This window comes from Mycobacterium sp. NGS50, assembly GCF_059812545.1.
In genome coordinates this window covers 16,455-42,577 of record NZ_JCALCW010000031.1, presented here as the reverse complement: position 1 = coordinate 42,577, position 26,123 = coordinate 16,455, and the positions used below count along the sequence as shown (strand labels likewise).

Annotated in this window: 30 protein-coding genes; 11 read left to right on the top strand and 19 right to left on the bottom strand. The window is 68.3% G+C overall.

Features of this window, described 5'->3' with window-relative positions:
* Positions 1–2 precede the first annotated feature (2 nt).
* Positions 3–692: a GntR family transcriptional regulator gene (locus tag AC5Y36_RS19870; protein ID WP_500042667.1), complete on the top strand. Its 690-nt coding sequence runs from the start codon at positions 3–5 to the stop codon at positions 690–692.
* A gap of 78 nt (positions 693–770) precedes the next feature.
* Here the strand turns inward: AC5Y36_RS19870 and AC5Y36_RS19865 are convergent, their stop codons facing one another.
* Positions 771–1,208, bottom strand: coding sequence for an SRPBCC family protein (locus AC5Y36_RS19865; protein WP_500042666.1), 438 nt, complete (start codon positions 1,206–1,208; stop codon positions 771–773).
* A gap of 23 nt (positions 1,209–1,231) precedes the next feature.
* Positions 1,232–1,675: an acyl-CoA thioesterase gene (locus AC5Y36_RS19860; RefSeq protein ID WP_500042665.1), complete on the bottom strand. Its 444-nt coding sequence runs from the start codon at positions 1,673–1,675 to the stop codon at positions 1,232–1,234.
* 14 nt (positions 1,676–1,689) lie between these two features.
* Here AC5Y36_RS19860 and AC5Y36_RS19855 point away from each other — a divergent pair, with 14 nt between their 5' ends.
* On the top strand, positions 1,690–2,790 hold the full coding sequence (locus tag AC5Y36_RS19855; RefSeq protein WP_500042664.1) for an alcohol dehydrogenase catalytic domain-containing protein: 1,101 nt from the start codon (positions 1,690–1,692) through the stop codon (positions 2,788–2,790).
* A gap of 63 nt (positions 2,791–2,853) precedes the next feature.
* Here the strand turns inward: AC5Y36_RS19855 and AC5Y36_RS19850 are convergent, their stop codons facing one another.
* The 8 genes from AC5Y36_RS19850 to AC5Y36_RS19815 all read right to left on the bottom strand — a co-directional run bounded on the left by AC5Y36_RS19850 (position 2,854) and on the right by AC5Y36_RS19815 (position 9,898).
* On the bottom strand, positions 2,854–3,768 hold the full coding sequence (locus tag AC5Y36_RS19850; RefSeq protein WP_500042663.1) for an alpha/beta hydrolase: 915 nt from the start codon (positions 3,766–3,768) through the stop codon (positions 2,854–2,856).
* On the bottom strand, positions 3,765–4,484 hold the full coding sequence (locus AC5Y36_RS19845; protein WP_500042694.1) for an SDR family NAD(P)-dependent oxidoreductase: 720 nt from the start codon (positions 4,482–4,484) through the stop codon (positions 3,765–3,767). The genes AC5Y36_RS19850 and AC5Y36_RS19845 overlap by 4 nt, the downstream gene beginning before the upstream one ends.
* Positions 4,481–5,233: an HpcH/HpaI aldolase family protein gene (locus tag AC5Y36_RS19840; RefSeq protein ID WP_500042662.1), complete on the bottom strand. Its 753-nt coding sequence runs from the start codon at positions 5,231–5,233 to the stop codon at positions 4,481–4,483. Before AC5Y36_RS19840 ends, AC5Y36_RS19845 begins: the two co-directional genes overlap by 4 nt.
* Positions 5,230–6,198 carry a zinc-binding dehydrogenase gene (locus AC5Y36_RS19835; RefSeq protein WP_500042661.1) on the bottom strand — a complete coding sequence of 323 codons (969 nt, stop codon included), beginning with the start codon at positions 6,196–6,198 and terminating at the stop codon, positions 5,230–5,232. The genes AC5Y36_RS19840 and AC5Y36_RS19835 overlap by 4 nt, the downstream gene beginning before the upstream one ends.
* A gap of 2 nt (positions 6,199–6,200) precedes the next feature.
* Entirely contained in the window at positions 6,201–7,415 is a 1,215-nt protein-coding gene (locus AC5Y36_RS19830; RefSeq protein WP_500042660.1) for a cytochrome P450, read from the bottom strand.
* Positions 7,412–8,116, bottom strand: coding sequence for an NIPSNAP family protein (locus AC5Y36_RS19825; protein ID WP_500042659.1), 705 nt, complete (start codon positions 8,114–8,116; stop codon positions 7,412–7,414). The genes AC5Y36_RS19830 and AC5Y36_RS19825 overlap by 4 nt, the downstream gene beginning before the upstream one ends.
* 8 nt (positions 8,117–8,124) lie before the next feature.
* Complete coding sequence (locus AC5Y36_RS19820; RefSeq protein WP_500042658.1) at positions 8,125–8,664, bottom strand: hypothetical protein; 540 nt, start codon at positions 8,662–8,664, stop codon at positions 8,125–8,127.
* Positions 8,665–8,728: 64 nt separating this feature from the next.
* Positions 8,729–9,898: a CaiB/BaiF CoA transferase family protein gene (locus AC5Y36_RS19815; RefSeq protein ID WP_500042657.1), complete on the bottom strand. Its 1,170-nt coding sequence runs from the start codon at positions 9,896–9,898 to the stop codon at positions 8,729–8,731.
* 118 nt (positions 9,899–10,016) lie between these two features.
* On the opposite strand from AC5Y36_RS19815, the gene AC5Y36_RS19810 reads away from it, so the two are divergent.
* Positions 10,017–10,580: a TetR/AcrR family transcriptional regulator gene (locus AC5Y36_RS19810; RefSeq protein WP_500042656.1), complete on the top strand. Its 564-nt coding sequence runs from the start codon at positions 10,017–10,019 to the stop codon at positions 10,578–10,580.
* A 139-nt stretch (positions 10,581–10,719) separates the two neighbouring features.
* Here the strand turns inward: AC5Y36_RS19810 and AC5Y36_RS19805 are convergent, their stop codons facing one another.
* Positions 10,720–11,859, bottom strand: a complete 1,140-nt coding sequence (locus AC5Y36_RS19805; protein WP_500042655.1) for an acyl-CoA dehydrogenase family protein — start codon at positions 11,857–11,859, stop codon at positions 10,720–10,722.
* 62 nt (positions 11,860–11,921) lie between these two features.
* On the opposite strand from AC5Y36_RS19805, the gene AC5Y36_RS19800 reads away from it, so the two are divergent.
* Positions 11,922–12,602, top strand: coding sequence for a DUF427 domain-containing protein (locus AC5Y36_RS19800; RefSeq protein WP_500042654.1), 681 nt, complete (start codon positions 11,922–11,924; stop codon positions 12,600–12,602).
* A gap of 67 nt (positions 12,603–12,669) precedes the next feature.
* On the opposite strand, the gene AC5Y36_RS19795 is transcribed toward AC5Y36_RS19800, so the two are convergent.
* Both AC5Y36_RS19795 and AC5Y36_RS19790 read right to left on the bottom strand, forming a co-directional pair.
* On the bottom strand, positions 12,670–13,551 hold the full coding sequence (locus AC5Y36_RS19795; RefSeq protein WP_500042653.1) for an acyl-CoA thioesterase: 882 nt from the start codon (positions 13,549–13,551) through the stop codon (positions 12,670–12,672).
* Between the two features lie 39 nt (positions 13,552–13,590).
* Positions 13,591–14,505, bottom strand: coding sequence for an LLM class F420-dependent oxidoreductase (locus AC5Y36_RS19790; RefSeq protein ID WP_500042652.1), 915 nt, complete (start codon positions 14,503–14,505; stop codon positions 13,591–13,593).
* 91 nt (positions 14,506–14,596) lie between these two features.
* Between AC5Y36_RS19790 and AC5Y36_RS19785 the strand changes: the two genes are divergently transcribed.
* Both AC5Y36_RS19785 and AC5Y36_RS19780 read left to right on the top strand, forming a co-directional pair.
* Positions 14,597–15,430 carry an SMP-30/gluconolactonase/LRE family protein gene (locus tag AC5Y36_RS19785; RefSeq protein WP_500042651.1) on the top strand — a complete coding sequence of 278 codons (834 nt, stop codon included), beginning with the start codon at positions 14,597–14,599 and terminating at the stop codon, positions 15,428–15,430.
* Positions 15,427–16,233, top strand: coding sequence for a thioesterase family protein (locus AC5Y36_RS19780; protein WP_500042650.1), 807 nt, complete (start codon positions 15,427–15,429; stop codon positions 16,231–16,233). The genes AC5Y36_RS19785 and AC5Y36_RS19780 overlap by 4 nt, the downstream gene beginning before the upstream one ends.
* Positions 16,234–16,318: 85 nt before the next feature.
* On the opposite strand, the gene AC5Y36_RS19775 is transcribed toward AC5Y36_RS19780, so the two are convergent.
* From AC5Y36_RS19775 to AC5Y36_RS19765, 3 genes are read right to left on the bottom strand one after another with little or no spacing between them, the layout of a single operon-like run.
* A complete protein-coding gene (locus tag AC5Y36_RS19775; RefSeq protein ID WP_500042649.1) occupies positions 16,319–16,906 on the bottom strand; it encodes an SDR family NAD(P)-dependent oxidoreductase in 588 nt (195 codons plus the stop codon).
* 38 nt (positions 16,907–16,944) lie between these two features.
* On the bottom strand, positions 16,945–18,741 hold the full coding sequence (locus AC5Y36_RS19770; protein ID WP_500042648.1) for an acyl-CoA dehydrogenase: 1,797 nt from the start codon (positions 18,739–18,741) through the stop codon (positions 16,945–16,947).
* Positions 18,742–18,747: 6 nt separating this feature from the next.
* Positions 18,748–19,881, bottom strand: coding sequence for a cellulase family glycosylhydrolase (locus AC5Y36_RS19765; protein ID WP_500042647.1), 1,134 nt, complete (start codon positions 19,879–19,881; stop codon positions 18,748–18,750).
* A gap of 106 nt (positions 19,882–19,987) precedes the next feature.
* Here AC5Y36_RS19765 and AC5Y36_RS19760 point away from each other — a divergent pair, with 106 nt between their 5' ends.
* The gene (locus tag AC5Y36_RS19760; protein WP_500042646.1) at positions 19,988–20,809 is read left to right on the top strand and encodes a class I SAM-dependent methyltransferase; all 822 of its coding nucleotides are present in this window, start codon (positions 19,988–19,990) and stop codon (positions 20,807–20,809) included.
* On the opposite strand, the gene AC5Y36_RS19755 is transcribed toward AC5Y36_RS19760, so the two are convergent.
* A complete protein-coding gene (locus AC5Y36_RS19755) occupies positions 20,772–21,440 on the bottom strand; it encodes a TetR/AcrR family transcriptional regulator (protein WP_500042645.1) in 669 nt (222 codons plus the stop codon). The two genes, AC5Y36_RS19760 and AC5Y36_RS19755, sit on opposite strands and share 38 nt — an antisense overlap.
* Before the next feature lie 141 nt (positions 21,441–21,581).
* On the opposite strand from AC5Y36_RS19755, the gene AC5Y36_RS19750 reads away from it, so the two are divergent.
* Positions 21,582–21,704 carry a hypothetical protein gene (locus AC5Y36_RS19750; RefSeq protein ID WP_500042644.1) on the top strand — a complete coding sequence of 41 codons (123 nt, stop codon included), beginning with the start codon at positions 21,582–21,584 and terminating at the stop codon, positions 21,702–21,704.
* A 51-nt stretch (positions 21,705–21,755) separates the two neighbouring features.
* Here the strand turns inward: AC5Y36_RS19750 and AC5Y36_RS19745 are convergent, their stop codons facing one another.
* On the bottom strand, positions 21,756–22,373 hold the full coding sequence (locus AC5Y36_RS19745) for a TetR/AcrR family transcriptional regulator (RefSeq protein WP_500042643.1): 618 nt from the start codon (positions 22,371–22,373) through the stop codon (positions 21,756–21,758).
* 91 nt (positions 22,374–22,464) lie between these two features.
* On the opposite strand from AC5Y36_RS19745, the gene AC5Y36_RS19740 reads away from it, so the two are divergent.
* On the top strand, positions 22,465–23,352 hold the full coding sequence (locus tag AC5Y36_RS19740) for an alpha/beta fold hydrolase (RefSeq protein ID WP_500042642.1): 888 nt from the start codon (positions 22,465–22,467) through the stop codon (positions 23,350–23,352).
* A 7-nt stretch (positions 23,353–23,359) separates the two neighbouring features.
* Here the strand turns inward: AC5Y36_RS19740 and AC5Y36_RS19735 are convergent, their stop codons facing one another.
* Complete coding sequence (locus AC5Y36_RS19735) at positions 23,360–23,821, bottom strand: DUF1348 family protein (RefSeq protein WP_500042641.1); 462 nt, start codon at positions 23,819–23,821, stop codon at positions 23,360–23,362.
* A gap of 250 nt (positions 23,822–24,071) precedes the next feature.
* Between AC5Y36_RS19735 and AC5Y36_RS19730 the strand changes: the two genes are divergently transcribed.
* Positions 24,072–25,283, top strand: coding sequence for an acyl-CoA dehydrogenase family protein (locus tag AC5Y36_RS19730; RefSeq protein ID WP_500042693.1), 1,212 nt, complete (start codon positions 24,072–24,074; stop codon positions 25,281–25,283).
* A gap of 2 nt (positions 25,284–25,285) precedes the next feature.
* Positions 25,286–26,104, top strand: a complete 819-nt coding sequence (locus AC5Y36_RS19725; RefSeq protein ID WP_500042640.1) for a tyrosine-protein phosphatase — start codon at positions 25,286–25,288, stop codon at positions 26,102–26,104.
* Positions 26,105–26,123: the final 19 nt, after the last annotated feature.

Here is a 26,123-nt window from a genome sequence, read left to right as displayed (position 1 = left end):
TTATGGTGCTGGCAGCCCGAATACAAGCCCAGCCGGCCGGCGTGCGCCGCGCCCAGCTGTCCGACGAGGTCGCCGGTCATCTGCGCGCCGCGATCATGTCGGGCACGCTGCGCCCGGGGACGTTCATCCGGCTCGATGAAACCGCCGCGCAACTGTCCGTCAGCGCTACCCCGGTGCGCGAAGCGCTGCTGAAGCTTCGCGGCGAGGGCATGGTGCGGCTGGAGCCGAACCGCGGCCACGTGGTGCTGCCGCTCACCCGCCAAGACATCGACGACATTTTCTGGCTGCAGTGCACCATCGCCCGAGAGTTGGCGACCGATGCCGCCGAGCGCATCGCCGACACCCAGATCGAGGAACTCGAGGGCATCACCGACGCGCTGGCGGCCGCCGTCGGCTCCACCGACACCGAGGCGATCGCGCGGATCGAGTTCGCCTTCCACCGGGTGTTCAACCTGGCCAGCGGCCGGATCAAGTTGGCGTGGTTCCTGTTGCACGCCGCCCGCTACATGCCGGCCCTGGTCTATGCCGGCGACCCGGACTGGGGTGCGGCCGCGGTGCACAATCACCGCGAGTTGATCGCGGCGCTGCGCCGCCGCGACACCGCCGCGGTGGTCGAACACACCTGCTGGCAGTTCAGCGACGGTGCCCGTCGGCTGACCGCGAAGTTGGAGCGCAGCGGCATCTGGCGTTAGCCCACCTTCCCGCCGAGCAGACACAAATGTGCCCATTTCCTGGGGAAATAGGGCACATTTGTGTCTGCTCGCGCGGGGTTACCGGGCCAGCTCCTCGGCGCGCTCCTTGAGCTTGCCCGCCAGATGGTCCAGCGCGTCGTTGACCATCTTCTTGACCATCGGCTTGGGGACCGGCATGTGGGTGTCGACGTCCATGTCGACGGTCAGCAGCGAGGTGGGCCCCATCTCCACGACCGAGAACAACTGCTCCTGCTTGCTGAACAGGTCACCCTGCTGCATGACGGTCTGGATCTGGGTGGGCGACGGGTAGTAGACCGCCTGGATGTAGCTGCCGTCGAAGCCGGACACCGACGCGTCCAGCCGCAGCTGGCTGGGCCGGCCGTCGTCGTAGCGGGCCAGCACCCACAGGCCTTTGATCTCCTCGTTCCACTGCGGGTACGCCTCGAAGTCGGCGACGATGGCCATGATCGAGGCCGCGTCGGCAGCGACCTCGACGGTCTTGCTCACGATCGGCATGGGCGAAGCATATCGACACTGGTTCAGACGCACGCGCCAGCAAGCAGCTCCCGGATGGCGTCGGGAATCGGGACCGGCCGCCGGCTTTCCCGGTCGACGTAGACGTGCACCCAGTGCCCGACCGCCGCGACCGGTTGGTCGCCGTCGCCGACCCGGAACACCGCGAGCCGGTAGGTCACGCTGCTGCGCCCCAACCGGGTAACGGCCAGCCCGACCGCCAGCGGATCGGGGAACGCCAGTTCGGCGAAGTAGCGGCAGCCCGATTCGGCGACGACACCCAACTCGGGGATGGCCAACGGGTCGACGCCGGTGCGGGTGTTGATCCAGCCGTTGATCGCGGTGTCGAAAAGCTGGTAGTACACGGCGTTGTTGAGATGGCCGAACATGTCATTGTCGGCCCAGCGGGTCCCGACCGGCCAGTGCACCGGAAAGTCGCGGCTGGTCAGCTTCTCCGGCGTGTCGGTCATGGTTGTATTCCAGCATGCGCATACGCGGAGCCGTGCTGGAGCGGATCGGATCACCCCGGCCCTACGCCGATTCCCGACCGCTGCAGGTGACCGACCTGGAGTTGGCGCCCCCCGGACCCGGCGAGGTGCTGGTCGGTATCGAGGCCGCCGGCGTGTGCCATTCGGATCTGTCGGTGGTCGACGGCAACCGGGTGCGGCCGGTGCCGATGCTGCTGGGTCATGAGGCCGCCGGGATCATCGAGCAGGTCGGCGACGGGGCCGGGTTGGCGCCCGGCCAGCGGGTGGTGATGGCGTTCCTGCCGCGGTGCGGTCAGTGCGCCGGATGCGCCACCGAGGGTTTGACGCCGTGTGAACCGGGCAGCCTCGCCAACGGCGCCGGGACCCTGCTGGGCGGCGGCATCCGGCTGTCGCGGGCCGGCGAGCCGGTCTATCACCATCTCGGCGTATCCGGCTTCGCCACCCACACCGTGGTCAATGCGGCCAGCGCGGTGCCGGTTGCTGACGATGTCCCGCCCGCGGTCGCGGCGCTGCTGGGCTGCGCGGTGCTGACCGGCGGCGGGGCGGTGCTCAACGTCGGCCGGCCGCAGCCGGGGCAGACGGTTGTGGTGGTGGGCCTGGGTGGAGTCGGGATGGCGGCGGCGCTGACCGCACTTGCCCACGACGACGTGCGAGTGATCGCGATCGACCGGATTCCCGAGAAGCTCGCGGCCGCAACCGGTCTCGGTGTGCATGAGGCCTACACGCCAGAGCAGGCGATCGAGGGCGGGATCAAGGCACCGGTGGTCATCGAGGCGGCCGGGCATCCGGCCGCGTTGCAGGCCGCCATCGAGTTGACCGCTCCGGGAGGACGCACCGTCACGGTCGGTCTACCGCCGCCGGACGCACGGATCAGTGTGTCGCCGTTGGGTTTTGTCGCCGAAGGGCGGTCGTTGATCGGCAGCTATCTCGGATCGGCGGTGCCCGCCCGCGATATTCCGCGGTTCGTCGCGCTGTGGCGTTCGGGCCGGCTTCCGGTGGAATCGCTGGTGTCGTCGACGATCGGTTTGGACGACATCAATGTGGCGATGGACCGGCTGGCCGACGGCGCCGTGGTGCGCCAGCTGATCATCCCGTAGCGGCTCATCCCATAGCGGTCGCCGAGACGGAATTTCCCGACGCGACATGCCGGCTCAACGTCGTCAGGTTCCGGCTCGGCGAGGGGCACTGAACGCGCGGAGCACCGCCTCGCCCTGCAGCGCGAACAACTGCTGGGACACCTCCCAATCGGGCAGCAGCAGATCGAATCCGTGGCAGGTGCCGGCGAACAGGTGCAACTCGGTGGGAACACCCGCATCCAGCAGTCGGCGGGCATAGGCCAGCGCCTCATCCCGCAGCGGGTCGATCTGCGCGCAGCTGATGAATGCGGCGGGCGCACCGGCCAACGTCTCCCGCCGTCCGGGGACGGCCTGCGCGCACGGCGCGGTCGCCCCGAGGTAATAGCCCCACATCAATTCCGCTGCCACACCGTCGAATCCGACGCTGTCGGAAAAGTGTTCTTTCGATTCGGAGCCGCGGTCATCGAGGACCGGCTGGTGCAGCAGCTGCAGCACGACCGGCGGCGCCTCCCCCTCGCCAGCCCGGTGCGCCAGACCGGCGGCCAGCGCGCCGCCCGCGCTGCTGCCGGCGACCGCCAGCCGGGTTGCGTCGATATCGAGGCCGGCGGCGTTGTCCGCCACCCATCTCAGCGCGGTCGAGGCGTCGTCGAAGGCGGCCGGGTACGGGTGCTCGGGGGCCAGCCGGTAGTCGACGGACACCACCGTGCATCGGCCGCGGCGGGCCAGCTCGACACACTGCCGATGGTCGGTGTCGAGGTTGCCCAGCACGAACGCCCCGGCGTGGCAGTAGATCACCGCCGGTGCCGCGGATCCGCCGCCGCGATAGATGCGCACCGGCACCCCGGCCGCGTCGGCCGGGGTGATGGCCACCCCGCTGGTATCGGTGTGCTCGGCCGCGATGCGTCGCCGCTGGTTCAGCGACTCACGCGTCGGGCCGATCAGTTCGGCGGCCAGGTCGGTCCGCACCGCTTCCGACAATGCCGGGTGCAGTGCGTTCATCGGATCTGCAGACATTGCCCGCCGTCGACGACCAGTTCTGATCCGGTGATGAACGACGCCTGATCGGAGACCAGGAACGCGACGGCGTCGGCGACTTCGGAGGGTTCACCCAGCCGGCCCGAAACCAGGGTCGCCGCCAGCCGTTGCTGGGTGGGGGTGTCGAGCATCGGGGTGGCGATCGGTCCCGGGAACACGGCGTTGACCCGAATGCCGGAGCCGGCGAGTTCGGCGGCGACGGTCTGGGTCAGGCCGCGCAGCGCCCACTTGGATGATCCGTAGGCGCTGTGTTGCGGGAAGGGCCGGATCGCGCCGGTGCTGCAGGTGTTCACGATCGCGGCGCCGTCGGCGGACCGCAGCCGCGGCAGACACGCGCGGATTCCCAGGAATGCACCGAAACAGTTGACCCGCCATGCTGTTTCGAATCCGGCGGCGCTCTCCTCGGCAACCGACGCCCGGTGCAGGACGCCGGCGTTGTTGACCAGCGTGGTCAACCCGCCGAACCGGGCGACCACCTGGTTGACCGCCTGGTCCCAGCCCGGCTCCGACGTCACGTCCAGCCCGATGCCGATCACCGCGTCGTCGTCGAGTTCACCGACGGCGGCGTCGACGTCGCAGGCCGCTACCGCGAACCCGTCGGCACGCAGCCGTTGCACGATGGCCCGGCCCTGGCCGCCGGCCGCTCCGGTGACCAGGGCGACGCGGCGCGGCGCGTTCAGTTGGGGCCCCTCGCCGCGTTCAGGTGCGCGGCGGCGCCGGTGCGCAGGGCCAGGGATTCGGCGGCCAGCGTGATCATCTGGTAGCCGAGCCCGGCCAGCGCGCGGCCGACCTCGCCGTCGCCGGCGTGAATGCCGGTGATCAGGCCGGCCGCGGCGGCGGCGCGGTGAATCGTGGTCATCGCGTCACGCATCGCCGGGTGGCGGGTGCACTGGGCAATGTCGATGCCGAGCGAGATGGCCAGATCGACGGGGCCGACGTAGACACCCGCCAGCCCGGGCACCGCGCAGATCCGCTCGACGTCGGCCAGCGCGGCAGCGGTTTCGATCATCGCGAACACGTCGGCCCGGGATTCCAGGCCGGCGAGGTCGCGGCCCATGCCGGCGCGCAGCGGACCGAAGCTGCGGATGCCGTTCGGCGGGTAGCGGCTGGCGGCGACGGCAGCCGCGGCCTGGTCGGCCGAGTCCACCATCGCGATGATCACCGCGTCGGCTCCGGCGTCGAGCACCCGGCCGATCGCGGCGGGATCGGCCGACGGTAGCCGCACCGCCGTCGCGATCGGCAGCGACTCGATCCGACGCAGCAGGCTCGCAACGTCGGCGTCGTCCAAATAGCCGTGCTGGGTGTCGAATCCGAGGTAGTCGTAGCCGGCGCGGGCGAACTCATCGGGCCCCAGCAGGGTGGGCCCGGTGATCCAGCCGCCCCACACCGGGGCGCCACGACCCAGCGCCGACGTCAACGCCGACGTCATGCCAGGATCGCGATCTTGACGCGCCGGGGGTCCGGGCGGCTGGCGAGCTCGAAGGCGTCCTGGGCGTCGTCGACACCGAACACGTGGGTGACGTAGTTGCCCAGTAGCTGCGGATGGTCCGCGACGAAGGCGTTCGCCCGCTCGAGCACGCGCCGGCGATCCAGCGTCACACCTGATTTCAGGGTGAGATTGTTGCGCAGCATGGTTCGCATGCTAATCGGATAGCTGTCGTCATCGGCGACACCGAAGTAGAAGACGGTGCCGCAAGGTGCCACCGCCTCGATCGCATGCGCCAGTGTCGCGACCTGGTGCCCCACCGCTTCGATGACGATGTCGGGGCGCCGCGACGGATCCAGGTGCTGCAGCCACCGGTCGCTGGTCGCGTGCACACTGTCATCGACGCCGAACAGCGGCCCGATGCCGCCGCGGCCCACCGGGTCGACACCGATGACGTGGGCTGCGCCGGCCGCCTTGGCCGCATAGCCGAACAGCAGGCCGATGGACCCTTGTCCGATGATCGCCACCCGGCGCCCGGCCAGGTCGGGCAGCTGTTCGAGCGCATACAGCACGCAGGCCAGCGGCTGCAGCGCCACCGCGTGCTGCGGCGGCAGCGCCGGCGCGAACGGCGCCAGCCCGTCACCGTCGCTGATGACCTGCGCCATCAGGCCGTCGAACCCGGACGCCCAGCCGACGACACGGTCACCGATGCGGTGCTGTGGATGCCTGCTGGCGAGCACCTCTCCGACGATCTCGTGGATGGGGAATCCGAGCTTTTCCGCGGCGCTGGCCCCGGTGTCGCCGGGCAGCCTGCCCTGGGCGCCCCGAAACGGCGGCAGGTCGCTGCCGCACACGCCGGCCGCCAGGAAGCGCAGCAGCACCTGGCCGTCACGCAGCCCATCCCCGCAGGGCGCCGGCACCTCGGTGCGTTCGAATTGGTACGGCGCGACGAGTCGGTACGCCCACACGCTCAGACCTCCACCGGAATGTTGTTCCAGCCCCACTGGAAGCTCGACGGCAGCCGGGTGGCGGACTCTTCGACGATCCGGTAGTCGCTCACCCGGCGCAGCCATTCCTGTACCAGGACAGTGACTTCGAGGCGGGCCAGGTGATACCCGATGCAGAAGTGCTGGCCGCGACCGAAGGCCAGCGACCGCTTGACCGGCCGGTCCCAGCGGAACTCGTCGGGTTCGGGGTATTCCCGTTCGTCACGGCTCGCCGAGGCCAGCAGGGTCAGGATGCGCTGACCGGGCTCGATAGTGGTGTCGTGCATGGTGAACGGTTTGCGCACGGTTCGGGCGAACCATTGCGCGGGTGCGCAGTAGCGGATCATCTCCTCGCGCACGACGCCGGCGGCGGTGTCGATCTGCGCGCGGACCGCAGCCAGTTGGTCTGGCCGCCGGGACAGTTCCCACAACCCGTGAGCGACGATCTTGGGCACGGTTTCGGTGCCGCCGATGAAGATGCACAGCAGTTGGGTTGCCGCTTCGACATCGTCGAGGGGGCTGTCGTCGGGGAGCCGGAACTCGATCATGCCGTCGACGATGGTCAGCTCACCGTTGCTGCGGCCGGTGCGGCGGCGCTGCACGGACGGAATGAGGTATTCCAGATAGTTCGGCCGCGCCGCCGCGGTGTCGACGCCGCTACCGGGTTCGGCCAGACTGCCGGCGTTCACCGCCGCGAGTACCTCGGAGGCGAATTCGGCTGGGATACCCAGTAATTCGCATACCACAGTGGCGACCACGATGCCGCCGTAGTCCTGGGTCAGGTCGAAGCCGCCCTGCGGCAACAGCAGGTCGAGGCGTTCGTTGGCCAGCTCGCGGACCCGGGTTTCCCAGTCGGCGACGGTCCGCGGCCGAAACGCCGGCGACTGCAGCCGGCGGACGTCGTCGTAGATCGGCGAGTCGAAGACGGCGTGGAACGGCATCGGATGCCAGGGCGGATCGGGCACCGGGCCGCGGTTGTGCTGCGCCAGCACGCTGGCCGCCGGCAGGGTGCCCTCGGTCGCGACGAACGTTCCGTCGTTGACCGCCAGCACATCCCAGATGTCGTTGAACCGGGAGACGGCGAAGGTGTCCCACTGCGGCATGTAGTACAGCGGGTGTTGATCGCGCAGGATCCGGTAGTACGGCAGCGGGTCGGCCATCACCGCGGCGTCGAACGGGTCGTACGAGAAGCCGGTCATTGCAGGGGCGAGGGTGGCAGGGCCTGCAGAATCGAGTCCTCCCAACCGTCGCGTAGCGCCGGCGCCACGCTCATCCAGGTGACGATCTCGGCGGGCGGGCTGTCCTTCCAGGACGGGTAGTGCTCGGCGAAGCAGTCCCAGCCGCCGTCCAGCGCCCAGTAGTGAATGACCTCGTTGAATCGGAAGGTGGTGATGAACGAGCCCAGCCATCGCTTGCCGGTGCGCTCGGACCAGGGGACGTAGAGTCGCTCCAGCTCGCGGATGTAGTCGTCCTGGCGGCCCGGCTTGGTCTCCATGATCTCTTGAATCACCACCGACGCGTCGAAGCCGGCTTCCCGCAGCTCGGCCAGCGGCTTGTTGTGCCGGCCGGCGTACATGATCCGCCCCTCCCCCGTTGCCCCGATCCCGGTGAGGAAGGCCGCCCAGTCGGCGGCAACCGCCTGGTGGCTGCCGCCGGCGGCTTGCGCGGCGCCGATACGGGCGTAATCGGCGAACGCGTCGATCTCCCAGATGATCGTGGCCTGCGGCCAGTGCCCGTTGTAGCGGCTGGTCTCCCAGAGGGCGAACAACCGGGCGCCGAGCTGCTCCATCATCGGCTGATACAACTCGGTGAACGCTTGGGTGAACTGCGCGCCGGAGCCGCGGCCCAGCTCGATCGTTTCGTGCAAGTACAGCAGGGCGTGGCTGTAGTACTTCTTCATCGCCTGCCCTACCGCGCGACCGGCACGAGATCGGAATCGGTCGACGCGTGCAGCCGCAGGTCGGTCAGAAACGACTCACGGGAATCAGGCATGCCCGGTGCGGATCCGGCAGCCAGCAACGCCTGCTTCTTGAACACCACCGCGGCGGCGCTGAGCGGATGCTGGACTCCGTGGACGGCGCGCGCGACGGGCATCGGCCAGTTGTCGCCCCACAGCGTGGCGCCGACCAGCGGATTGTTCAGCGCAGCGGACACCACCTCGCGGATCACCCCGTCGTGGGCGAATGCTGTTGCGCTGGCTGCTAATTCGTGCCCGCCGACCTGCCGGGCCAGCTCCTGCGGGTCCAGCCGCCGGGCCGCCACACCCAGGATGTTCAGGGGTCGCGCGTCGCGCAGGTCCGGTACGAACACGTTGACCCGCCAACCGGCCGTCGCACGGTCGTAGAGCCACCCTCCGGCGTAGGCCACCACGTCGACGATGCTGGCCGCCACGACATCGAGTCGGTAGCCGACGTCGGTGGACCCGTCCCGCACATCCTCGTCGCTCATCGCAGCACCCTCAACACGCTCCCAGCGTGACATTTTTAGTTGATTCTGTAAAGCCTGTGTTGGATCACGCGGAGGGCTCACGACGCGATCTCAGTTCGGTGAGGACTTCCTCGGTGTGTTCCCCGAGGTTCGGGGCGCGCCAGCGCGGTGCGGCGGGGGTGCCGTGGAAGTCGGCCGGTGAGGCGATCATCGGGAGCGTCGATTCACCGTCGGGCACATAGACGATGCCGCCCGCGGCGTGGAACTGTTCGTCGGCGAGGACGTCCTCCAGGGTGTTGATCGGCGACCAGAAGAAGTCGGTTTCGCCGGCAAAGACTTCCGCCCACTCGGCCAGGGGCTTGCCCGCGAAGATCTCGTCGAGTTCGGCGATCAGGGCGACGGCGTTGTTCGCGCGTTCGCGCGGATCGGCATAACGCGTCAGCCAGTCCGGGCGCTCCACCGCCCGGCACAACGCCGGCCAATGCCGGCTGGGGTCCAGCCCGACGATCCAGAACCGCCGTCCGTCGGCCGCGGTGTAGTTGTTCATGCAGGGGTTGCCCATCGATTCACGCTGGCCGATCGCGATGGGATTGCCGGTGAGGACAAAGGTGTTCAGGTCGAAGCTGACCGTGTAGGCACCCTGCCGGTACAGCGAGGTGGTGACCAGTTGTCCCGCGCCGGTGCGGGTGCGGGCGAGCAGCGCCGCACAGATGCCGGCCACCAGGGTCATGCCGGCCGAATGGTCACCCATGCCCCCGCGCTGAAACGGCGGCGAGTCCCCCGGCCGGCTGAGCAGATGCGCCAGGCCGGCCCGCGCCCAGAAGGCGGCCACGTCGTAGGCGGCGCGGTCGGCATCCGGGCCGGTCTCGCCGTAGCCGGTGATCAGCCCGTAGACCAGGCCGGGGTTGCCGGCCGCCAACGCGTCGTAGTCCAACCCGAGGCGACGCAGGGCGCCCGGCCGGATATTGGTGAGGAACACGTCCGCGGCGGCGATCAGTTCGAACGCGGCAGCGCGCCCGTCGTCGGTGGCCAGGTCGAGCACAACGCTGCGCTTGGACCGGTTGTCCATCTCGAAAGGCGGGTTGATGTCGGGGCCGGTGCCGATCATCCGGCCGAACATGCGGGCCGGATCGCCGGTGGGCGGCTCGATCTTGATGACGTCAGCGCCCCAGTCGGCGAGAATTCCGCCGGCCGCCGGGGCAGCGACCCACACCCCCAACTCGACGACCCTGATGCCCGCTACCGGTCCCACCATGCTGGCACCCAATCACGGGCCGCCGATCCGGCGGAAGAGTGTTTACAACATCGAATTGATCTGTAACGTGTGGGGACGACATCAAGACATATCGACCGTGATCTGTAAGGCTTGAGCAGTGGACCAGCACCTTGCCCCGGGGCAACACTCCTCGACCGTCGACGACGACGGGTCGACCAAGCACCGCATCCTGGTTGCCACCGCCGAAGCGTTGAGCCGAAGTGGCCAGACCAAACTCAGCCTTTCCGAAGTCGCGCTGCAGGCCGGTGTTTCGCGCCCGACGCTGTACCGCTGGTTCGCCTCCAAGGAAGAATTGCTCGAGGCGTTCGGCGCCTTCGAGCGAAACAGTTTCGACAACGGCATCGGCAGGGCCACCGCCGGGCTGCGCGGCACCGCCAAGCTCGACGCGGCGCTGCGGTTCATCGTGGAGTACCAGCATTCCTACTCGGGGGTGCGGCTGGTCGACATCGAACCCGAGGTGGTGATCGCGCAGCTGTCGCACATCATCCCGGTGATGCGCGCACGGCTGCAACGGCTGCTGCCCGGCCCGAACGGCGCAGTCAAGGCGGCTACCGCGATCCGGGTGGCCGTGTCGCACTACATCGTGCGCAGCGACGACGACGACCAGTTCCTGGCGCAGCTGCGGCACGCGGTGGGGCTCAGGGCATCCGACGCCGACTGAGCAGACCTGGCTTGGGGCCGGCGGCGCGGGGGCGCGCCAGCTATCTGCGCCGAGATTGACGTAAGCGTGGTCGCCACTCGACTTTTAACCCGCCGGCGTCGATCTCGGCGATGAGCCGTGGCAGTTGGCCACAGAACCCTCAGCCGCGACCCAGCCCCAGGGCATGCCGGGCGATCATGTTGCGGAACACGTCCACGGTGCCACCGTAAATGCCGGTCGGCAGCGCCAGCCGGTACACGTACTCCGCACGGCCGTCGTCGGCCGCACCGGCGGCGTCGGTCGGCAAGCTCGACGCCGTGCCGAGGATGTCCATCAGTTCCGGCGCCATCTCGCGCATCGTCTGGGCGATCGCGACCCGGCCGAACATCTCCGGTGTGCTCAGCGCCGCCTCCGTCCGGGCGACACCGCGTCCCAACCGCCACAAGGCGGCGCCGTCGTTGCCGACGCGTCCGGCGGCCGTGTCCACCGCTTCGGCCAGCAACAACGCATGTTCGGTCATCACCGAGATCTTCTGCAGGCCTGCGGTATCGCGCTGCACCGTGCCGTGCTCGACGTCCAGCGCCGCCCGCAGGATGGTCCAGCCCCCGTTGACCGGGCCGATCCGGTATCGGTCGTCGACCCGCACATCGCTGTAGTACACGATGTTGGTGCGGTCGCCGTCGACGGTGCGGATGCCCTGGATTTCGATGCCCGGCGTGTTCAGCGGCACCAGGAACATCGTCAGGCTCTGATGCTTGGGCGCATCCGGGTCGGTGTTGGTCAGCAGGAAGACATACCGGCTGTGCTGGGCGTTCGAGGTGAACATCTTCGAGCCGCTGATAATCCAGCTAGATCCATCCGCATCCCGCACCGCGCGCGTCTTGCAGGTCGCCACATCCGAACCGCCTTCGGGTTCGGTGTAGCCCAGACACAGCCGAACCTCGCCGGACAGCACACCGGGCAGCACCTCGTCCGCCAGCTCCGGCGATCCGAACTGGGTCACCGTGCGCGCGACCATCGCCGTCGTTCCCCAGTGGAACCACGGCGTGTGCGCCCGACCCACCTCCAGCTCGAAGATCCGCCGCCGCACCGCGGAGAAGCCGCCTTCGGCTTCGGTACGCCAGTCGTCGGCCAGGTAGCCGTGCGCCCCCAACGCCAGATGCACGCCCTCATCGAAGTTGTCGCCGGTCTCCCGGTCGCGCCGGATGACTTCCGGTGTCACCTCGGCGTGCAGGAAGTCCCGCAGTTCGTCGAGGAAGACCTGGTCGGCGTCGCGTAGCTCGACCCGGGCGAAGTCCATTCCACGAGCTTTACAGATCACGATATCCATGTAAAGGCGCGAGCGGCGCTAGACTGGCCGCCATGACGCTGGTCGCCGGCCGCGGCCCCCTCAGTTCAGATCCGGCGGGGTGGTATTCCTCCCCGTTGCCCGCCGACCTGGTGTACACCGAGCCGCACCCACGGCGAGTCCAAGCCATCCGCGACGGCCACACGGTCATCGACACCGATCAGGTGCTGCTGGTGCACCGCCGCGACCGACCGTTGAGCTATGCCTTCCCGGCCCGCGAAGTGCGCGGGCTGCCCAGCCAACCCGAGCCGACCGCGCCCGGCTACGTCGTCGTGCCCTGGGATGCGGTCGACAGCTGGTTCGAGGAGGGACGCCGGCTGGTGCACTACCCACCCAATCCCTATCACCGCGTCGACTGCCGGCCAACCGGTCGCCGGCTGCGGGTCAGCGTCGGCGACGTCGCTCTGGTGGACACCGAGACCACCACCATTGTGTTCGAGACCGGTTTGCCGCCACGGCTTTACGTCGATCCGGCCCTGGCGCGAACCGACCTGCTACACCGCACCGACACCTCGACCTACTGCAATTACAAGGGCGCCGCGACCTACTGGGCGGCGACCATCGGCGACACCGTCACCGACGACGTGGCCTGGAGCTACGACGATCCGCTGCCGGAAAGCCTGCCGATCAAGGGTTTTCTGAGCTTCGACCCGGCGAAGGTCACCGTCGACGCCGACCTGCCGCCGCGAGTGTGAACACACGGCGAGAAGACGCGCGAAAGCGCGCCGTGGCTTCACACTCGGCGAAACAACGCGAATCCGTTCAGAACCGTGAATGCGCGGCGATCGCGGCGTCGCTGGTGCGCAGCGGCCGGATCAGCGCGTCCTGGGCGAACGAGGCGATCAGCTCTCCCGCCTCGGTGTGCACCGTCCCCCGCACGTAGGACATGCCGGCCCCCACCTGGGTGCTGTCGTGGGAGTACAGCAGCCAGCCGTCCCAGGACACCGGTTCGTGGAAGCTGACGGTGATCGTCATCGGTGCGGTGGACACCGTCAGATGCGCCTGGCTGGTGCCGATCCCGGCATGTGCCCGCATCGTCGTCGAAATCCCCAGGTGCCCGGTGAAATACGCGACCAGGGCCTTGGCCAGATCGTCGCGCGCCGGGATGGGGTCGTAGTGCAGCCAGGCGTACAGTTCCGGCGGTCCCAGCTCGTCGGGGCTGTTGACGTCGACGACGTCGACCAGCCGCACCTGCCGGCCGGCCATCGGCATCTCGCAGACGTTGGCCGCCGCCGGCGCCGCGACGTCGGGCCGCGGCAGTTGGTGGCGGATGACGTCGGCGGTAGGCACGTCGGCCAGCACCGTCATGCTGATGCAGCGCCGGCCATTCTGCAGCGCCGCGACCACCGCGGTCGCGGTGGATCGCCCTTCGCTGACCACATCGATGACCAGTTCGACCGGCGGTCCGACGACGACCGCACGGGCGAACACCGCATGAACCGAGCGCACCGACTTGCCCGGAAAGCGGGCAGCCACCGCGACAATGGCCTGTGCGAGCACCTGGGTGCCTTCGACCACTTGCCGTTCGTCGTCGCCGGCGAGGCCGGTCGCCGCGGAGAACCGCTCCGGCCCGTCGGGGGCGACCTCGAAGAGATCAAGCAGGCCGGCCACCGACCACTGCGTCTGCGCGGATTCCGTCGTCACGCTAGCGAGCGTGACACTTTCGTGCAGACTTGTAAAGTCCTAGCGGATCACCTCGGCGCCGAACAGCTCGATCGTCTCCAGCGCGTGAGCCAGGCTGTCCCCGGGCAGCCCGACCTGCAGCCAGGTCACGCCCCGCGCGGCCAGTTCGGCCACGCCGGCCAGATAGGCGTCGGCGTCGAAGTCGTCGCTCCCGGCGCTGCCTCCGCGGAAGTTCGTGAAAACCACGTCGACGGTTCCCGGGTCGCGGCCGGCGGCCTCGCAGCGCCGGCGCAGGTCGTCGATTCCGTCGCCGAGGCGTTCGATCGAATCCAGCGGCGCGGTGCCGGCCGTCTGCGCCAGCCCGGGAGGTGCGGGGAACGGACACCAGCCGTTGCCGTGGACGGCGACGCGTTGGCGGGCGGTGCCGGTGTTGCCGCCGATCCAGATCGGCGGATGCGGGCGGCTGATCGGCCGCGGGTGAGCGGTGATGCCGCGCGCGTTGAAGTGGCGGCCCTGCACGCTGACGTCGTCGCCGGTCCAGACGGTTCGGATAGCGTCGAGGGCTTCGTCGAAGAGTGCGACGCGTTCGTCGTAGTCCACGCCGAGCGCGGCGAACTCGCGCTTGAGATAACCCACCCCGACCGCCAGGGTGAACCGACCCTGCGACAAGAGGTCCAGCGTCGCACCGGATTTGGCCACAATGAAGGGGTTTCGGTAGGGCAGCACCACGATGTTGGGGATCAGCCGCAGGGTGCTGGTGTGCGCTGCGGCGAAACCCATCGCCACGAACGGGTCCAGGGTGTCATGACCACCCGCCTCCAGCCAGCGTTGGCTGGGCGCCGGATGATCGGTGAACCCGAACCCGTGGAACCCCGCAGCCTCGGCGGCCTGTGCCACCGCGGCCACTCCGGGCCCACCCGCCAGCTCGGGATGGCTGGGATGGCTGTGCATCGGATAGGTGATCGCGAAACGCATCTGCGGCACACTACCGCGTCGCCGACGTTGACACGAGAGTTCTCATACATGACACTTTGGTGATGTTTTGTAACGTTACGGCGGCAGCGCCATGACCAGTGCGCTGCTCAGCCCCACCCCGCTGGCCAGCGGCTTCTGCTTCGGCGAGGGCCCGCGCTGGTTCGAGGGACTGCTGTGGTTCTCCGACATGCTGGGTGAGGCCGTCCACACCGTCACGCTGCACGGCGCGACCACCACGCTGCCGTTACCCGGGCATGCACCCTCTGGCCTGGGTTTTCGCCCGGATGGGTCGTTGCTGATCGCCTCCACCACCGCCCGGCAGGTGCTGCGCTACGACGGTGAGACGGTGACGTCCCTGGTCGACCTGACCGACGTCGTCCCCGCCGATCTGGGCGACATGGTGATCGACCGTCGGGGCCGCGCCTACATCGGCTCCCAGGCCTACAGCGGTGGTGTGATCGTGCGACTGGACCCCGACAACGCGGTGACCGTCGTCGCCGAGGACCTGGACTTCCCCAACGGAATGGTGATCACCGGGGACGGTGAGACGCTGATCGTGGCCGAGTCGATCGGCCGCCGCCTGACCGCGTTCGACATCGGCGCGGGCGGCGCGCTGCACGGCCGGCGGGTGTACGCCGACGGACTCGACGGTCCGCCCGACGGCATCACCCTGGACGCCGACGGCGGGGTATGGACATCGATGACGCTGGCGAACCAGTTCCAGCGGATCGTCGCCGGCGGTGCGGTCACCCACCGGATCGACCTCGTCGACCGGGCCGCGATCGCCTGCACCCTGGGCGGGCCCGAACGGCGCACACTGTTCATGTTGTCCAGTACCGATGCATATCCCAAGCGGCTCATCGGAACCCGGCTGTCCCGCCTGGACATGGTGACCGTGGACACCACCGGTGCGGGCCTGCCTTGACCGACGCCTACTACGACCTGCTCGGCGCTGACAGCACGGGCGAGCGTTTCGTCGCAACGGATCTGGTGCGTAGTACCTGGTCCGCCCAGATTCAGCATGCGGCACCGGTTTCGGCGCTTCTGGTCCGGGCCCTGGAGCACTGCGAGCGGCGCGACGATACCCGGTTGAGCCGGGTCGCTGTCGATCTGTTGGGCCCGGTACCGGTGGAGGGCGACCTGTGGGTGCGGGCCGAAATCGTCCGGCCGGGCAAGCAGATCGAGTTGGTGACCGCCGACATGCTGGCCCCGGGCCCCGACGGGGTTCCCCGCCCGGTCGCCCGCGCCAGCGGCTGGCGGCTGGCGCACCAGGACACCGCCGGCGTGATGCACGCCGGCGCCGCGCCGCTGGCGCCGATCGCCAACGGCCGCAGCCGCGATCTGGCCAAGGACTGGGACCGAAATTATGTGCACAGTCTGGACTGGCGGTGGCTGACCGAGCCGCTCAACGACGGCCCGGGCGAATCGTGGATCACCGCGACCGTCGATCTGGTTCAGGGCGAGACGATGACGCCCGTACAGCGACTGTTCGCGGTCGCGGACTGCGCGAACGGCGTCGGTGCGAAGCTGGACATCCGGCGCTGGACGTTCCTCAACACCGATCTGGTCGTGCACCTGCACCGGGTTCCGAACGGCGCGTGGACCGGTATCCGTGCCGAAACCCATTACGGCCCCGATGGTGTCGGCATGACCGGGGGCACCCTGTTCGACGAGAGTGGGGCGGTCGGCGCCATTCAACAGTCGGTCCTGGTGCGCCGCCGCGGTTAGGCCCGGCCCCACCCGCGAGCAGACACAAATATGCCCCATGCCGGCGTGAAAAGGGCATATTTGCGTCTGCTCGCCCGCCGAACGGCTAGGCGATGTCCAACAGTGTCGCGATGAAGCGGCCCAGCTCGGCGGCCGCGCCGTCTGACCAGACGGTTGACGCCCGCAACCCGGTGCCGATGAACTCGGCCTCCAAGGCCGACAACCAGGCGCGCAGCGCGAGTTGCACCCGCGCACCCGGCGGCCCCGAGCTGACCAGCACCACGTCACCGCGTCCGGCCTTGAGCATTGTCGGAATCAGGTGCGTCGCCAGGTGCTGGATGCCCACCAGGTCCGGCTCGGCGATCCCGGCCTGCTGGGTGATCAGTACGTCGATATCGCCGATCAGATAGTGCGCGGACTCGACGAACCGCTCGATGGAGTTGGGGTCGGCCAGATCCAGCGGCGCCGCGAACGCCGCGCCGCCACCGGCCCGGAGCCCGGCGGCGACCGCTTCGCAGGTGTCGACGTCGCTGCTGCCCATCAGGACCAGGTCACCGAGCCCGGCCAGCGCGGCCGCGGTGGCCAGACCGATCGGCGACGCCGCTCCGGTTACCACCACGGTGCGCGCCGCCTGGCCGACAGCGGTTCTGGCACCGTCAGGTGCCGACGCAATCGGCCAGTACGTCGATGTCACCGATTCAGCGTGACATTTCGGTTTTATTTTGTAAAGGTCTAGAACCAGTCCGACCGCATCTCCAGCGTGGTCCGGTCCAGGCTTTCCAACAGGTCGAGTTGCGGTGCGGTTTTCGGCAATTCGTAGCGGAAGAAGTAGCGGGCCGCCTGCCGTTTGCCGTCGTAGAAGTCACCGCTCTTGCCGTGGGTTGCCATCAGTTGTTCCAGCCAAATCCACGCGATGACGATGTGGCCGAACGCCTCCAGATAGACCACGCTGTTGGCCAGTGCGGCTTCGACGTCCCCCGCGGCGAACATGCCGGATGTCACCGTCACCAGCCGCTGCCAGCCGGCATCGAGTCGCACCGCCAGCTCGGCCTCGTCGCCTCCGGCCGCCCGAGCGGCCGACACCGTCGCGCCGATGACCTTGCCCAGCGCCAGCAGACCCGCGCCGCCGTTCTGAACGACCTTACGGCCCAGCAGGTCCAGGCTTTGGATTCCGTGAGTCCCCTCATGGATCGGGTTGAGCCGGTTGTCCCGGTAGTGCTGTTCGACGTCGTATTCGCGGGTGTAGCCGTAGCCGCCGTGCACCTGGATCGCCAGATCGTTGGCGGCCAGGCACCATTGCGCGGGCCAGCTTTTGGCGACCGGTGTCAGCATGTCCAGCAGCACCGTCGCCGCGTCCAGTTCGGTATCCGACTCCGCGCTGTGCTGCAGATCCACCAGCCGCGCGCAATACAGCAGCAGGGCAAGCGCACCCTCGACATACGCCTTTTGCGCCAACAGCATTCGCTTCACATCGGCGTGGTCGATGATGGGCACCTGCGCCGTCGAGGCATCCTTGGTGGCGACGGGGCGGCCCTGCGGGCGCTCCCGCGCATAGTCCAGCGACTTGAGGTAGCCGGTGTAGCCGAGCGCCGCCGCACCCATGCCGACACCCAGCCGGGCCTCGTTCATCATGTGGAACATGTATTGCAGGCCGCGATGCGGTTCACCGACCAGGTAACCGACCGCCCCGGGCTCGCCGCCGGGCTTGCTGACGCCTTCGCCGAAGTTCAGCACGGTGTTGGTGATGCCGCGGTAGCCCATCTTGTGGTTGAGCCCGGCCAGCACCACGTCGTTGCGTTGCCCGGGGGTGCCGTCGGCTGCGGTCAGGAATTTGGGCACGATGAACAGCGAGATGCCCCTGGTGCCGGCCGGCCCGCCGGGAATCTTGGCCAACACGAGATGCACGATGTTGTCGGTGAGTTCGTGCTCGCCGGCGGAGATCCACATCTTGGAACCGAACAACCGGTAGCTGCCGTCGGGTCGCGGTTCGGCACGGGTGGTGATGTCGGCCAGCGACGAGCCGGCCTGGGTTTCCGACAGGCACATCGTGCCGGCGAACCGCCCGGCCAGCATCGGCTTGACGAACGCCTCGATGTGCTCGGGGGCGGCGAACCGCGCCAGCAGATTCGCGTTCGCCGACGTGAGCATCAGATAGCCGGCAGTACTGATATTGGCCGCGAACAGCCAGGCCGTGCCGGCCTGGCCGACGGCCATCGGAAGTTGGTCGCCGCCGACCCGCTGGTCCATCGTCATGCCGATGACGCCCGAAGCCGTCGCCGCGTCCCAGGCCTGTTTGACCTCCGGGATCAGGGTGACCGTGGTGCCGTCGAAGGTGGGTTCGCATGCGTCGTTCTTCTTGTTATGCGGGGCGAAGTAGCGGGTCGCCAGTTGCTCGAAGAGGTCCAGGACATCGACGAAGGTCTCCCGGGAATGCTCAGCGAACCGCGGCCGCTGGGTCAGCTCGTCGATCCGCAGCCACTCGAACAGCAGGAAATCGAGATCGCGTCGCGACAGCAGGGTGGACTTCATCGTCGGCTAGGCCGGCCGTTCGCGGGTCAACGCCTGGATCGCCTGAATTTCGCTGTCCTGGAACGGCCGTCCGTCCGGGCGCAGCAGGTCGTGGAACCACACCTTCGGAACCGTCCGGTAGGGGCGGTCCCAGGAGTCCCAGGGGAAGTAGGTCTGGGTCCGGCCGGCCACCAGACCCCAGTTGAACGCGCCGACGTTGTGGCGCCGGGCGACCGGCAGCACACCTTCGATGGTGCTTCCCTGGGTTCGGGCCATGTACTCAGTGCACATGATCGGCCGGCCCAGCGGGGCCAATTCGGCGATACGGTCCTCGAAGCCCGACGGCTCGGCGTACGAGTGGAAGGTGATCACGTCGGAGTTGTTGAGCTGGATGTCGGCGATGGGGCTACGGCTCCTGGGATCCGCCCAGTTACCTTGCCACACACCGCTGGTCAGCGGCTGGCGAGGGTCGACCGCGCGCGCCCAGCCGAACACCTGTGGGAGCAGTTCGGCGACCCGATCCAGTTTGTCGGACCGCTCGACGCTGCGGTACACCTTCGCCGGGTTGTCCGGTTCATTCCACAAATCCCACCCCAGCACCCGATCGTCGTTGCGGAACTGGGTCATCACCGAGGTGACGTAGCTCCGCAGGGTCCGGATGTAGCCGGCGTCGCCGAGGCGTTCGGCACCGGGGCTTTGCACCCACCCGGAGTTGTGCACCCCGGGCTGGGGCGCGTGCTGGGCGCCCAGCCTCGGCCGCGGATCCCAGCAGGAATCGAAGAAGACGAACAACGGTTTGATGCGGTGACTGGCCGCGATACCGACGAACTGTGCGAGGCGCTGTTGGAACCCGCGCGCGTCCTGGGCCCAGAGCTGGTCATGCAGAAAGACCCGCATGGTGTTCAGCCCGTACCGTTGCGCCCAACCCAGCTCGTTGTCGATGCGCCGCGGGTCATAACTGCCGGGCTGAAACATCTCGAATTGATTGATGGCGTTGGCGGGAATGTAGTTGGCCCCGACCGGCCAACCCTGTGCCTGATACCAGGTGTGGGCACGGTCGGGTGACCACTGACCCGGTGCCGCGGCGGCGCGCGGCGCATGGGCCAGCACGGCGCCCGCTGCCAGGATCAGCGGGACTTTCAGCACCGTTCGGCGGTTCACGAACCGACGATAAGTTGTCCCGGCTCCCGGACCCGGTATCTGCGCACCGCGTCGCGCCGTTTCGCCCAGAGTGTTATCTCACCGTGATCTGCGTACATTGGCGGGCGTGGTCCCCGAGCCGTCCAAGGTCGACTTCAGCAGTGTGCGCTGGGGTTCGGTCGAGTGGACGAACCTTGCCACCCTGTATCTTCGGGCCTACGAAAACCGGTTGCCGGAGCCGATTCTCGGTGACAGCGCCGCCGCGGACGCCGTCGACCGGATCGACTACGACTTCACCCGGCTGCACCGGGCGGTCCAGCCGTGGAGCAACCAGTTCCTGGTGGCGCTGCGCGCCAGCCGGATCGACACGTGGGCGGCGGATTTCTTGCACCGCCATCCCGACGCCGTCGTGCTGCACCTGGGGTGCGGTCTGGACAGCCGCGCGTTTCGGCTCGAGGCGACGCCGGGCGCCGGGTGGTTCGATGTCGACGTTCCGGCGGTCATCGATCTGCGGCGCAGGCTGTACAACGACCGCGACGGCTACACCATGATCGGATCGTCAGTGACCGATCCACAATGGCTGGAACGGATCCCGGCGCAGTACCCGGCGCTGATCATCGCCGAGGGTTTGTTGATGTATCTGACCGCCGACGAGGCGCACACTCTGGTGCGGCGGCTGACCGATCGATTTCTCAGCGGCGAGCTGCTGGCCGACCTGCTCTCGCCGTGGGGTCCGCGATTGTCGCGGATGACCACGTTTGGCATCGTCAGGTGGGGAACCCGCAACGGCGCTGACCTGGGCGCCGGTGAGCGCCTGCAGCTGGTGGAGACGTCGACGTTCCTGGACCCGGCAGGCATCCCGCTGCGCCCGCAGCGGGTGCTCTACCGGCTGTTGTGTGCCATACCGGCGATCAGGAACTACGACCGGCTGTTTCGCTTTCGGTTTTGACGCCCAGGGGTGACTCCTGGCGGATCTGCTCGTCGCGGATCAGTCCACGCAGCAGGGCGGTGCTGAACTCGGCGGCGATCTCCTCGGCGCTGCGTCGACCGCTGGGCCGCAGCCAGCGATAGCTGCTCAGGGTCATGCCGATGTAGCCGAGCGCCAGCACGTGCGAGTCGCAGGGATAGAACTCGCCGCTGGCGATGCCGCGGTCGATCAGCCCGTGCACATGCTCATAGACCTGGGTTTCCTTCTCGCGGATCTCGGCGACCTGCTCGGCGGTGAACCATTCGGTGATGTAGGGCTGTTCCTGGAAGTAGACCGCGGCGCCCTCCAGGTTCGAGGCGCTCTGCTTGAGCAACCGCACGGTGTACTGATACAGCGCTTCGCGGGCCGTCCAGGACGGGTCGTCGTGCACGGCGGCCAGGGTGCGCTGGGCGGCCTGCTGGTAGATGTCGTAGAGGATCAACGACTTGCTGGCGTAGTAGTGGTAGACCGTCGCCTTGTTCAGACCGACCACGTCGGCGATATCGTCCATCCGGGTGCCGTGGTAGCCGCGGGCGGCGAACAACTTGGTGGCGACCAGCAACAACTCCTCACGGCGGGACAGCCCATTGGGGGTGCTGTTGTCGGCGGGCATGGCTACTCACTATCGGCCGGGCCGGGTCGGGGCCCGGGATTTATCAATCAACTGGTTGGATAGTTTAAGCAATGCCGAGTACCGGTGTCCGAAGGATGACGACGGCGTTAGACTGCGGACGGGGCACAGGGAGGTCAGCTGATGAATCCAAACGACTACGACGCGTCGGACGAGATCGAATACTTCATGAACTACTTCTTCTGGGGCTTCCGCGGCGTCACCGACGGGCAGGGTTACCCGCCGCCGGCCTACCCGCCGGTGTAGTCGCCCGACCTAGTTCTTCTTGGCATCTTTCTCATCGACCACTGAGCACCCTCACCGACTCGGACTCGGCCGGCGGTTGAACAGTCCGCCGATCAGCGCGCGGGCCACTTCGCCGGCCTCTTCACGCGCGGCGCGCGGGTCCTCCGCCGACGCGATCAGCAGGGCGGCCTCGTCGAGGGCACCGATGATCATCGCCGCCAGCGCGTCGACGGGGAGTTGCCGCATCTCCCCCGCGTCGCATGCGCTGCGCACACTTTCCCGGAGGACGTCGAGGTAGTTGCGGTTGTCGATCTCGCGCATCTGCGCGAAGCCCAACGCCGCCGGCGCCTCCACGATGCTCACCCTGGCGACGGCGGGATCGAGACAACCGTCCAGGAAGGTCTCGACGCCGGTTTCGAGTTTCCCGCGCGCGCTGGTTTCGGCCGCGGCCGCCGACAGCACCCGCTCGGCCATCTCACGCTCAACGTCCTCGTAGACGGCCCGAAACAGCGCCTCCTTGGTCGGGAAGTGGTAATAGAGCGCGTTTCGTGTCAGCCCGGCCGCACGCGCGATTCCGGTGGTCGACACCGCCGCGTAGCCGTCCCGCACGAAGAGTTCCCGGGCGGCGGCGACCAGGGCGGCGCGGGTCCGCTCGGCGCGCTGCGCCCTTCCGTCCGATGTCTCAGCCACGCACAGAATTTTAACAGTCTGTATGTCTTGTTAGCTTGCGCACGCCATGTTTCAATACAGGTTGTATTGTTTTATCGCCTGGAGGTGACACATGGACCCGACCTCCGTTTCGGGGACACCGCTGACGCAGCGCGAGACCGTACGCATCCCGGCCGGCGTGCTCGGCTACCGGCAGGCCGGGACCGGTCAACCGGTGGTGTTGCTGCACGGGCTGGTGGCCAACGGCCTGGTCTGGCGTCAGGTGGCCGCGCACCTCCCCAGCGACCTGCGTTGCATCGCCCCCGACGTGCCGCTCGGCAGCCACCATCCAGCCCTGCCCGGCGCGGACCTCACGCTGCGCGGGCAGGCGCGCATCGTCATCGACCTGCTGGACGCGCTGCAGTTGCAGCAGGTAGTCCTGGTAGGCAACGGCTACGGCGGCGACATCGCGCAGGTCGTCGCCGCCGAGCATCCCGAGCGCGTGGCGGCGCTCGTCCTCGTCGCGACCAATGCCTTCGACTCCGACCCGTGGCCCACCAAGGCGCTCGGCCTGCTGGCGTCGCTGCCGGGCGCCGCGGCGGTTCAGCGGATCGCCCTTCGCAGTCGGATCGTTCAACGCCTGCCGATCACCTACGGTTGGGCGACCAAGCGACCGATCCCCGCCGACATCATGACGGCATATCTTGCCCCGCTACAGCACGACCCTGCCGTCGTGCGCGACTTCCGGCGCTTCCTGCGGGGCCTGTCGCCGGGGTATCTGTCCGAGGCCTCACCGAAACTCGCCAACTATGACCGTCCCGCGCCGATTGTCTGGCCCGTGCAGGACCGGGTGTTTCCCGCCGACGGCGCGCGACGGCTCGCCGCGCTGATGCCCCAGGCGCGGTTGGTGACGGTCGAGGATTCCTACAGCTGGGTCCCCGAGGACCAGCCACGGGTGCTGGCCGAGCTGATCCTGGGCTTCCTGCGTGAGCATGGCCTGACCGAGTCCCCGGCGGGCTAGCCGGTGCTCACCACAACGGGATGCCGAGGCCGTGCTCAGATTCCGGGCGAGCACCGAAGTAGCGCCGCTGGGATTCGTCGATCCGCACGTCGTTGATGCTGGCTTCCCGTCGGGCCATCAGCCCGGTGTCGGCGAACTCCCACAACTCGTTGCCGTAGCTGCGATACCACTGCCCGGCCGCGTCGCGGGACTCGTACTGGAAGCGCACCGCGATCCGGTTGCCGGTGAAGCCCCACAGACTCTTACGCAGCGCGTAATCGCGCTCGCGCTGCCACTTGCGGGTCAAGAACGCGATGATCTCGGCGCGCCCGACAACGTGCTCGTCACGGTTACGCCACCGCGAGTCGACGGTGTAGGCGGCCGCCACCTTCTCGGGGTCGCAGGTGTTCCAGGCGTCCTCGGCGGCCTGCACCTTGTGCGCCGCGGTTTCGGCGGTGAACGGCGGAAACGGTGGGCGAGACTCGGTCATGACCTCTATATCTACCGCGAGCAGACAGCGAATCGCACGAATCGGTACCGCACCATGCGATTCTGCGTCTCGCTCGAAAACGGGCCCAACACCCGGCGAGCGTGCGGTTTGGTACGCATTGAGCGGCGAGTTGGGTACCAATCCGCACACTCGGTGAGATTTTCATCCTCCACCACGGTGCGAAGCCCCCTGGATAGCTGCTCGCGCCGCTGGTCAGTACGTGCCATATCGTGGCGGAATGGACTTCGCCATGTCGACCAGAGCGACCGACTACCACCAGCGGCTGTCAGCGTTCATGGTCGAGCACGTGTTTCCCGCCGAGGCCGACTATGAGCGATACCGCCACGAAGCCGGCCCGCATGATCACACCGTGCCGCCCGTCGTCGAGGACCTCAAGATCAAGGCCCGCCAGCTCGGCCTGTGGAACCTGTTCCTGCCGGCCGAGTCGGGTCTGACCAATCTGGAATACGCACCGCTGGCGGAGCTGAGCGGCTGGAGTGTGGAGATCGCCCCCGAAGCGCTGAACTGCGCCGCGCCCGACACCGGCAACATGGAGACGCTGCGCCTGTTCGCCACCGAACAGCAGCGTGCCCAGTGGCTGCGACCGCTGCTGGACGGCGAGATCCGCAGTGCGTTCTCGATGACCGAGCCCGCGGTGGCCTCCAGCGACGCCCGCAACATCGAGACCACCATCACCCGCGACGGCGCCGACTATCTGATCAACGGACGCAAGTGGTGGACGTCGGGCGCCGCCGACCCGCGCTGCAAGATCCTGATCGTGATGGGCCGCACCAACCCCGAGGCCGCCTCCCACCAACAGCAGTCGATGATCCTGGTGCCGATGGACACCCCGGGTGTGACGGTCGTGCGCTCCACCCCGGTGTTCGGCTGGCAGGACCAGCACGGCCACTGCGAGGTGATCTACGACAACGTGCGGGTGCCGGCCACCAACCTGCTGGGCGAGGAGGGTGCCGGGTTCGCGATCGCCCAGGCCCGCCTGGGCCCGGGCCGCATCCACCACTGCATGCGCGCACTCGGGGCGGCCGAACGGGCGCTGGCGCTCATGGTGGACCGGGCCCGCACCCGGATCGCGTTCGGCCGGCCCTTGGCTGAGCAGGGTGTGGTACAGCAGTCGATCGCCAAGTCCCGCAACGAGATCGATCAAGCCAGGCTGCTGTGCGAGAAGGCCGCCTGGACCATCGACCAGCACGGCAACAAGGAGGCCCGCCACCTGGTGGCGATGATCAAGGCGGTAGCCCCACAGGTCGCCTGCGACGTCCTCGACCGCGCCATCCAGGTGCACGGCGCCGCCGGGGTCAGCGATGACACGCCGCTGGCCCGGCTCTACGGCTGGCACCGCGCCATGCGCATCTTCGACGGACCCGACGAAGTGCACATGCGCTCCATCGCCCGCGCCGAGATCGGCCGGGAGAAGAGCGCTTTCGCGGCGGCAGTGACCTAGCCATGGCCACCGAGTTGTACGAGATAGACGGCACCTGGAACTTCCGTGATGTGGCCGACATCGTGCCGGGCATCGCGCCGGGCCGGTTGTTCCGGTCCGGTGAACTGTCCGGCCTGACCGACAGCGGCCGGGGCGAACTGCACCGGCTGGGTGTCTCCGACGTCGCCGATCTGCGCTCCCGCCGCGAAGTCGAACGCCATGGTCCGGGCCTGGTTCCCGACGGTGTGCACATCCATCTGCTGCCGTTCTTCGACCCGCCCGCCAATGAGCCGGCCGAGGGCGGTGACGCTCCCCACGAGCACGCGTTTGCGCGGTTGATGACCGATCGCCCCGACGCGGAGTCGGTCAACGATGCCGCCACCCGATACATGGTCGAGGAGTATCGCCGCTTCCCCACCCTGCCCGGTGCACACCGCGCGGTACACCGCGTGATCACCCTGCTGGGCGGCGGCGGCCGGGTGCTGGCCCATTGCCTGGCCGGCAAGGATCGCACCGGTCTGACGGTCGCAGTGGCGCTGGAGGCGGCCGGCGCCGACCCGGACGCCATCCTGGCCGATTACCTGCGCAGCAACGACGCGGTGCCGCAGTTGCGGACCAAGATTCTGGAGTTGATCGGCCAGGTTGCCGGTGCGGAGCGACCCGAGGCGGTGGCGTTCAGCGAAGCCCGGCTGACCGAGGAGGTGCTCGGTGTGCGCGCGGAGTACCTGGACGCCGCACGCAGCAGCATCAACGAGACGTACGGGTCGCTGGACGGCTTCCTGAGCACCGCCGGGGTCACCGCCACCGATCTGGATCGGCTGCGGGCCGCGCTCGCCGGCTGAATCTGAGCCGAAGAAGGCC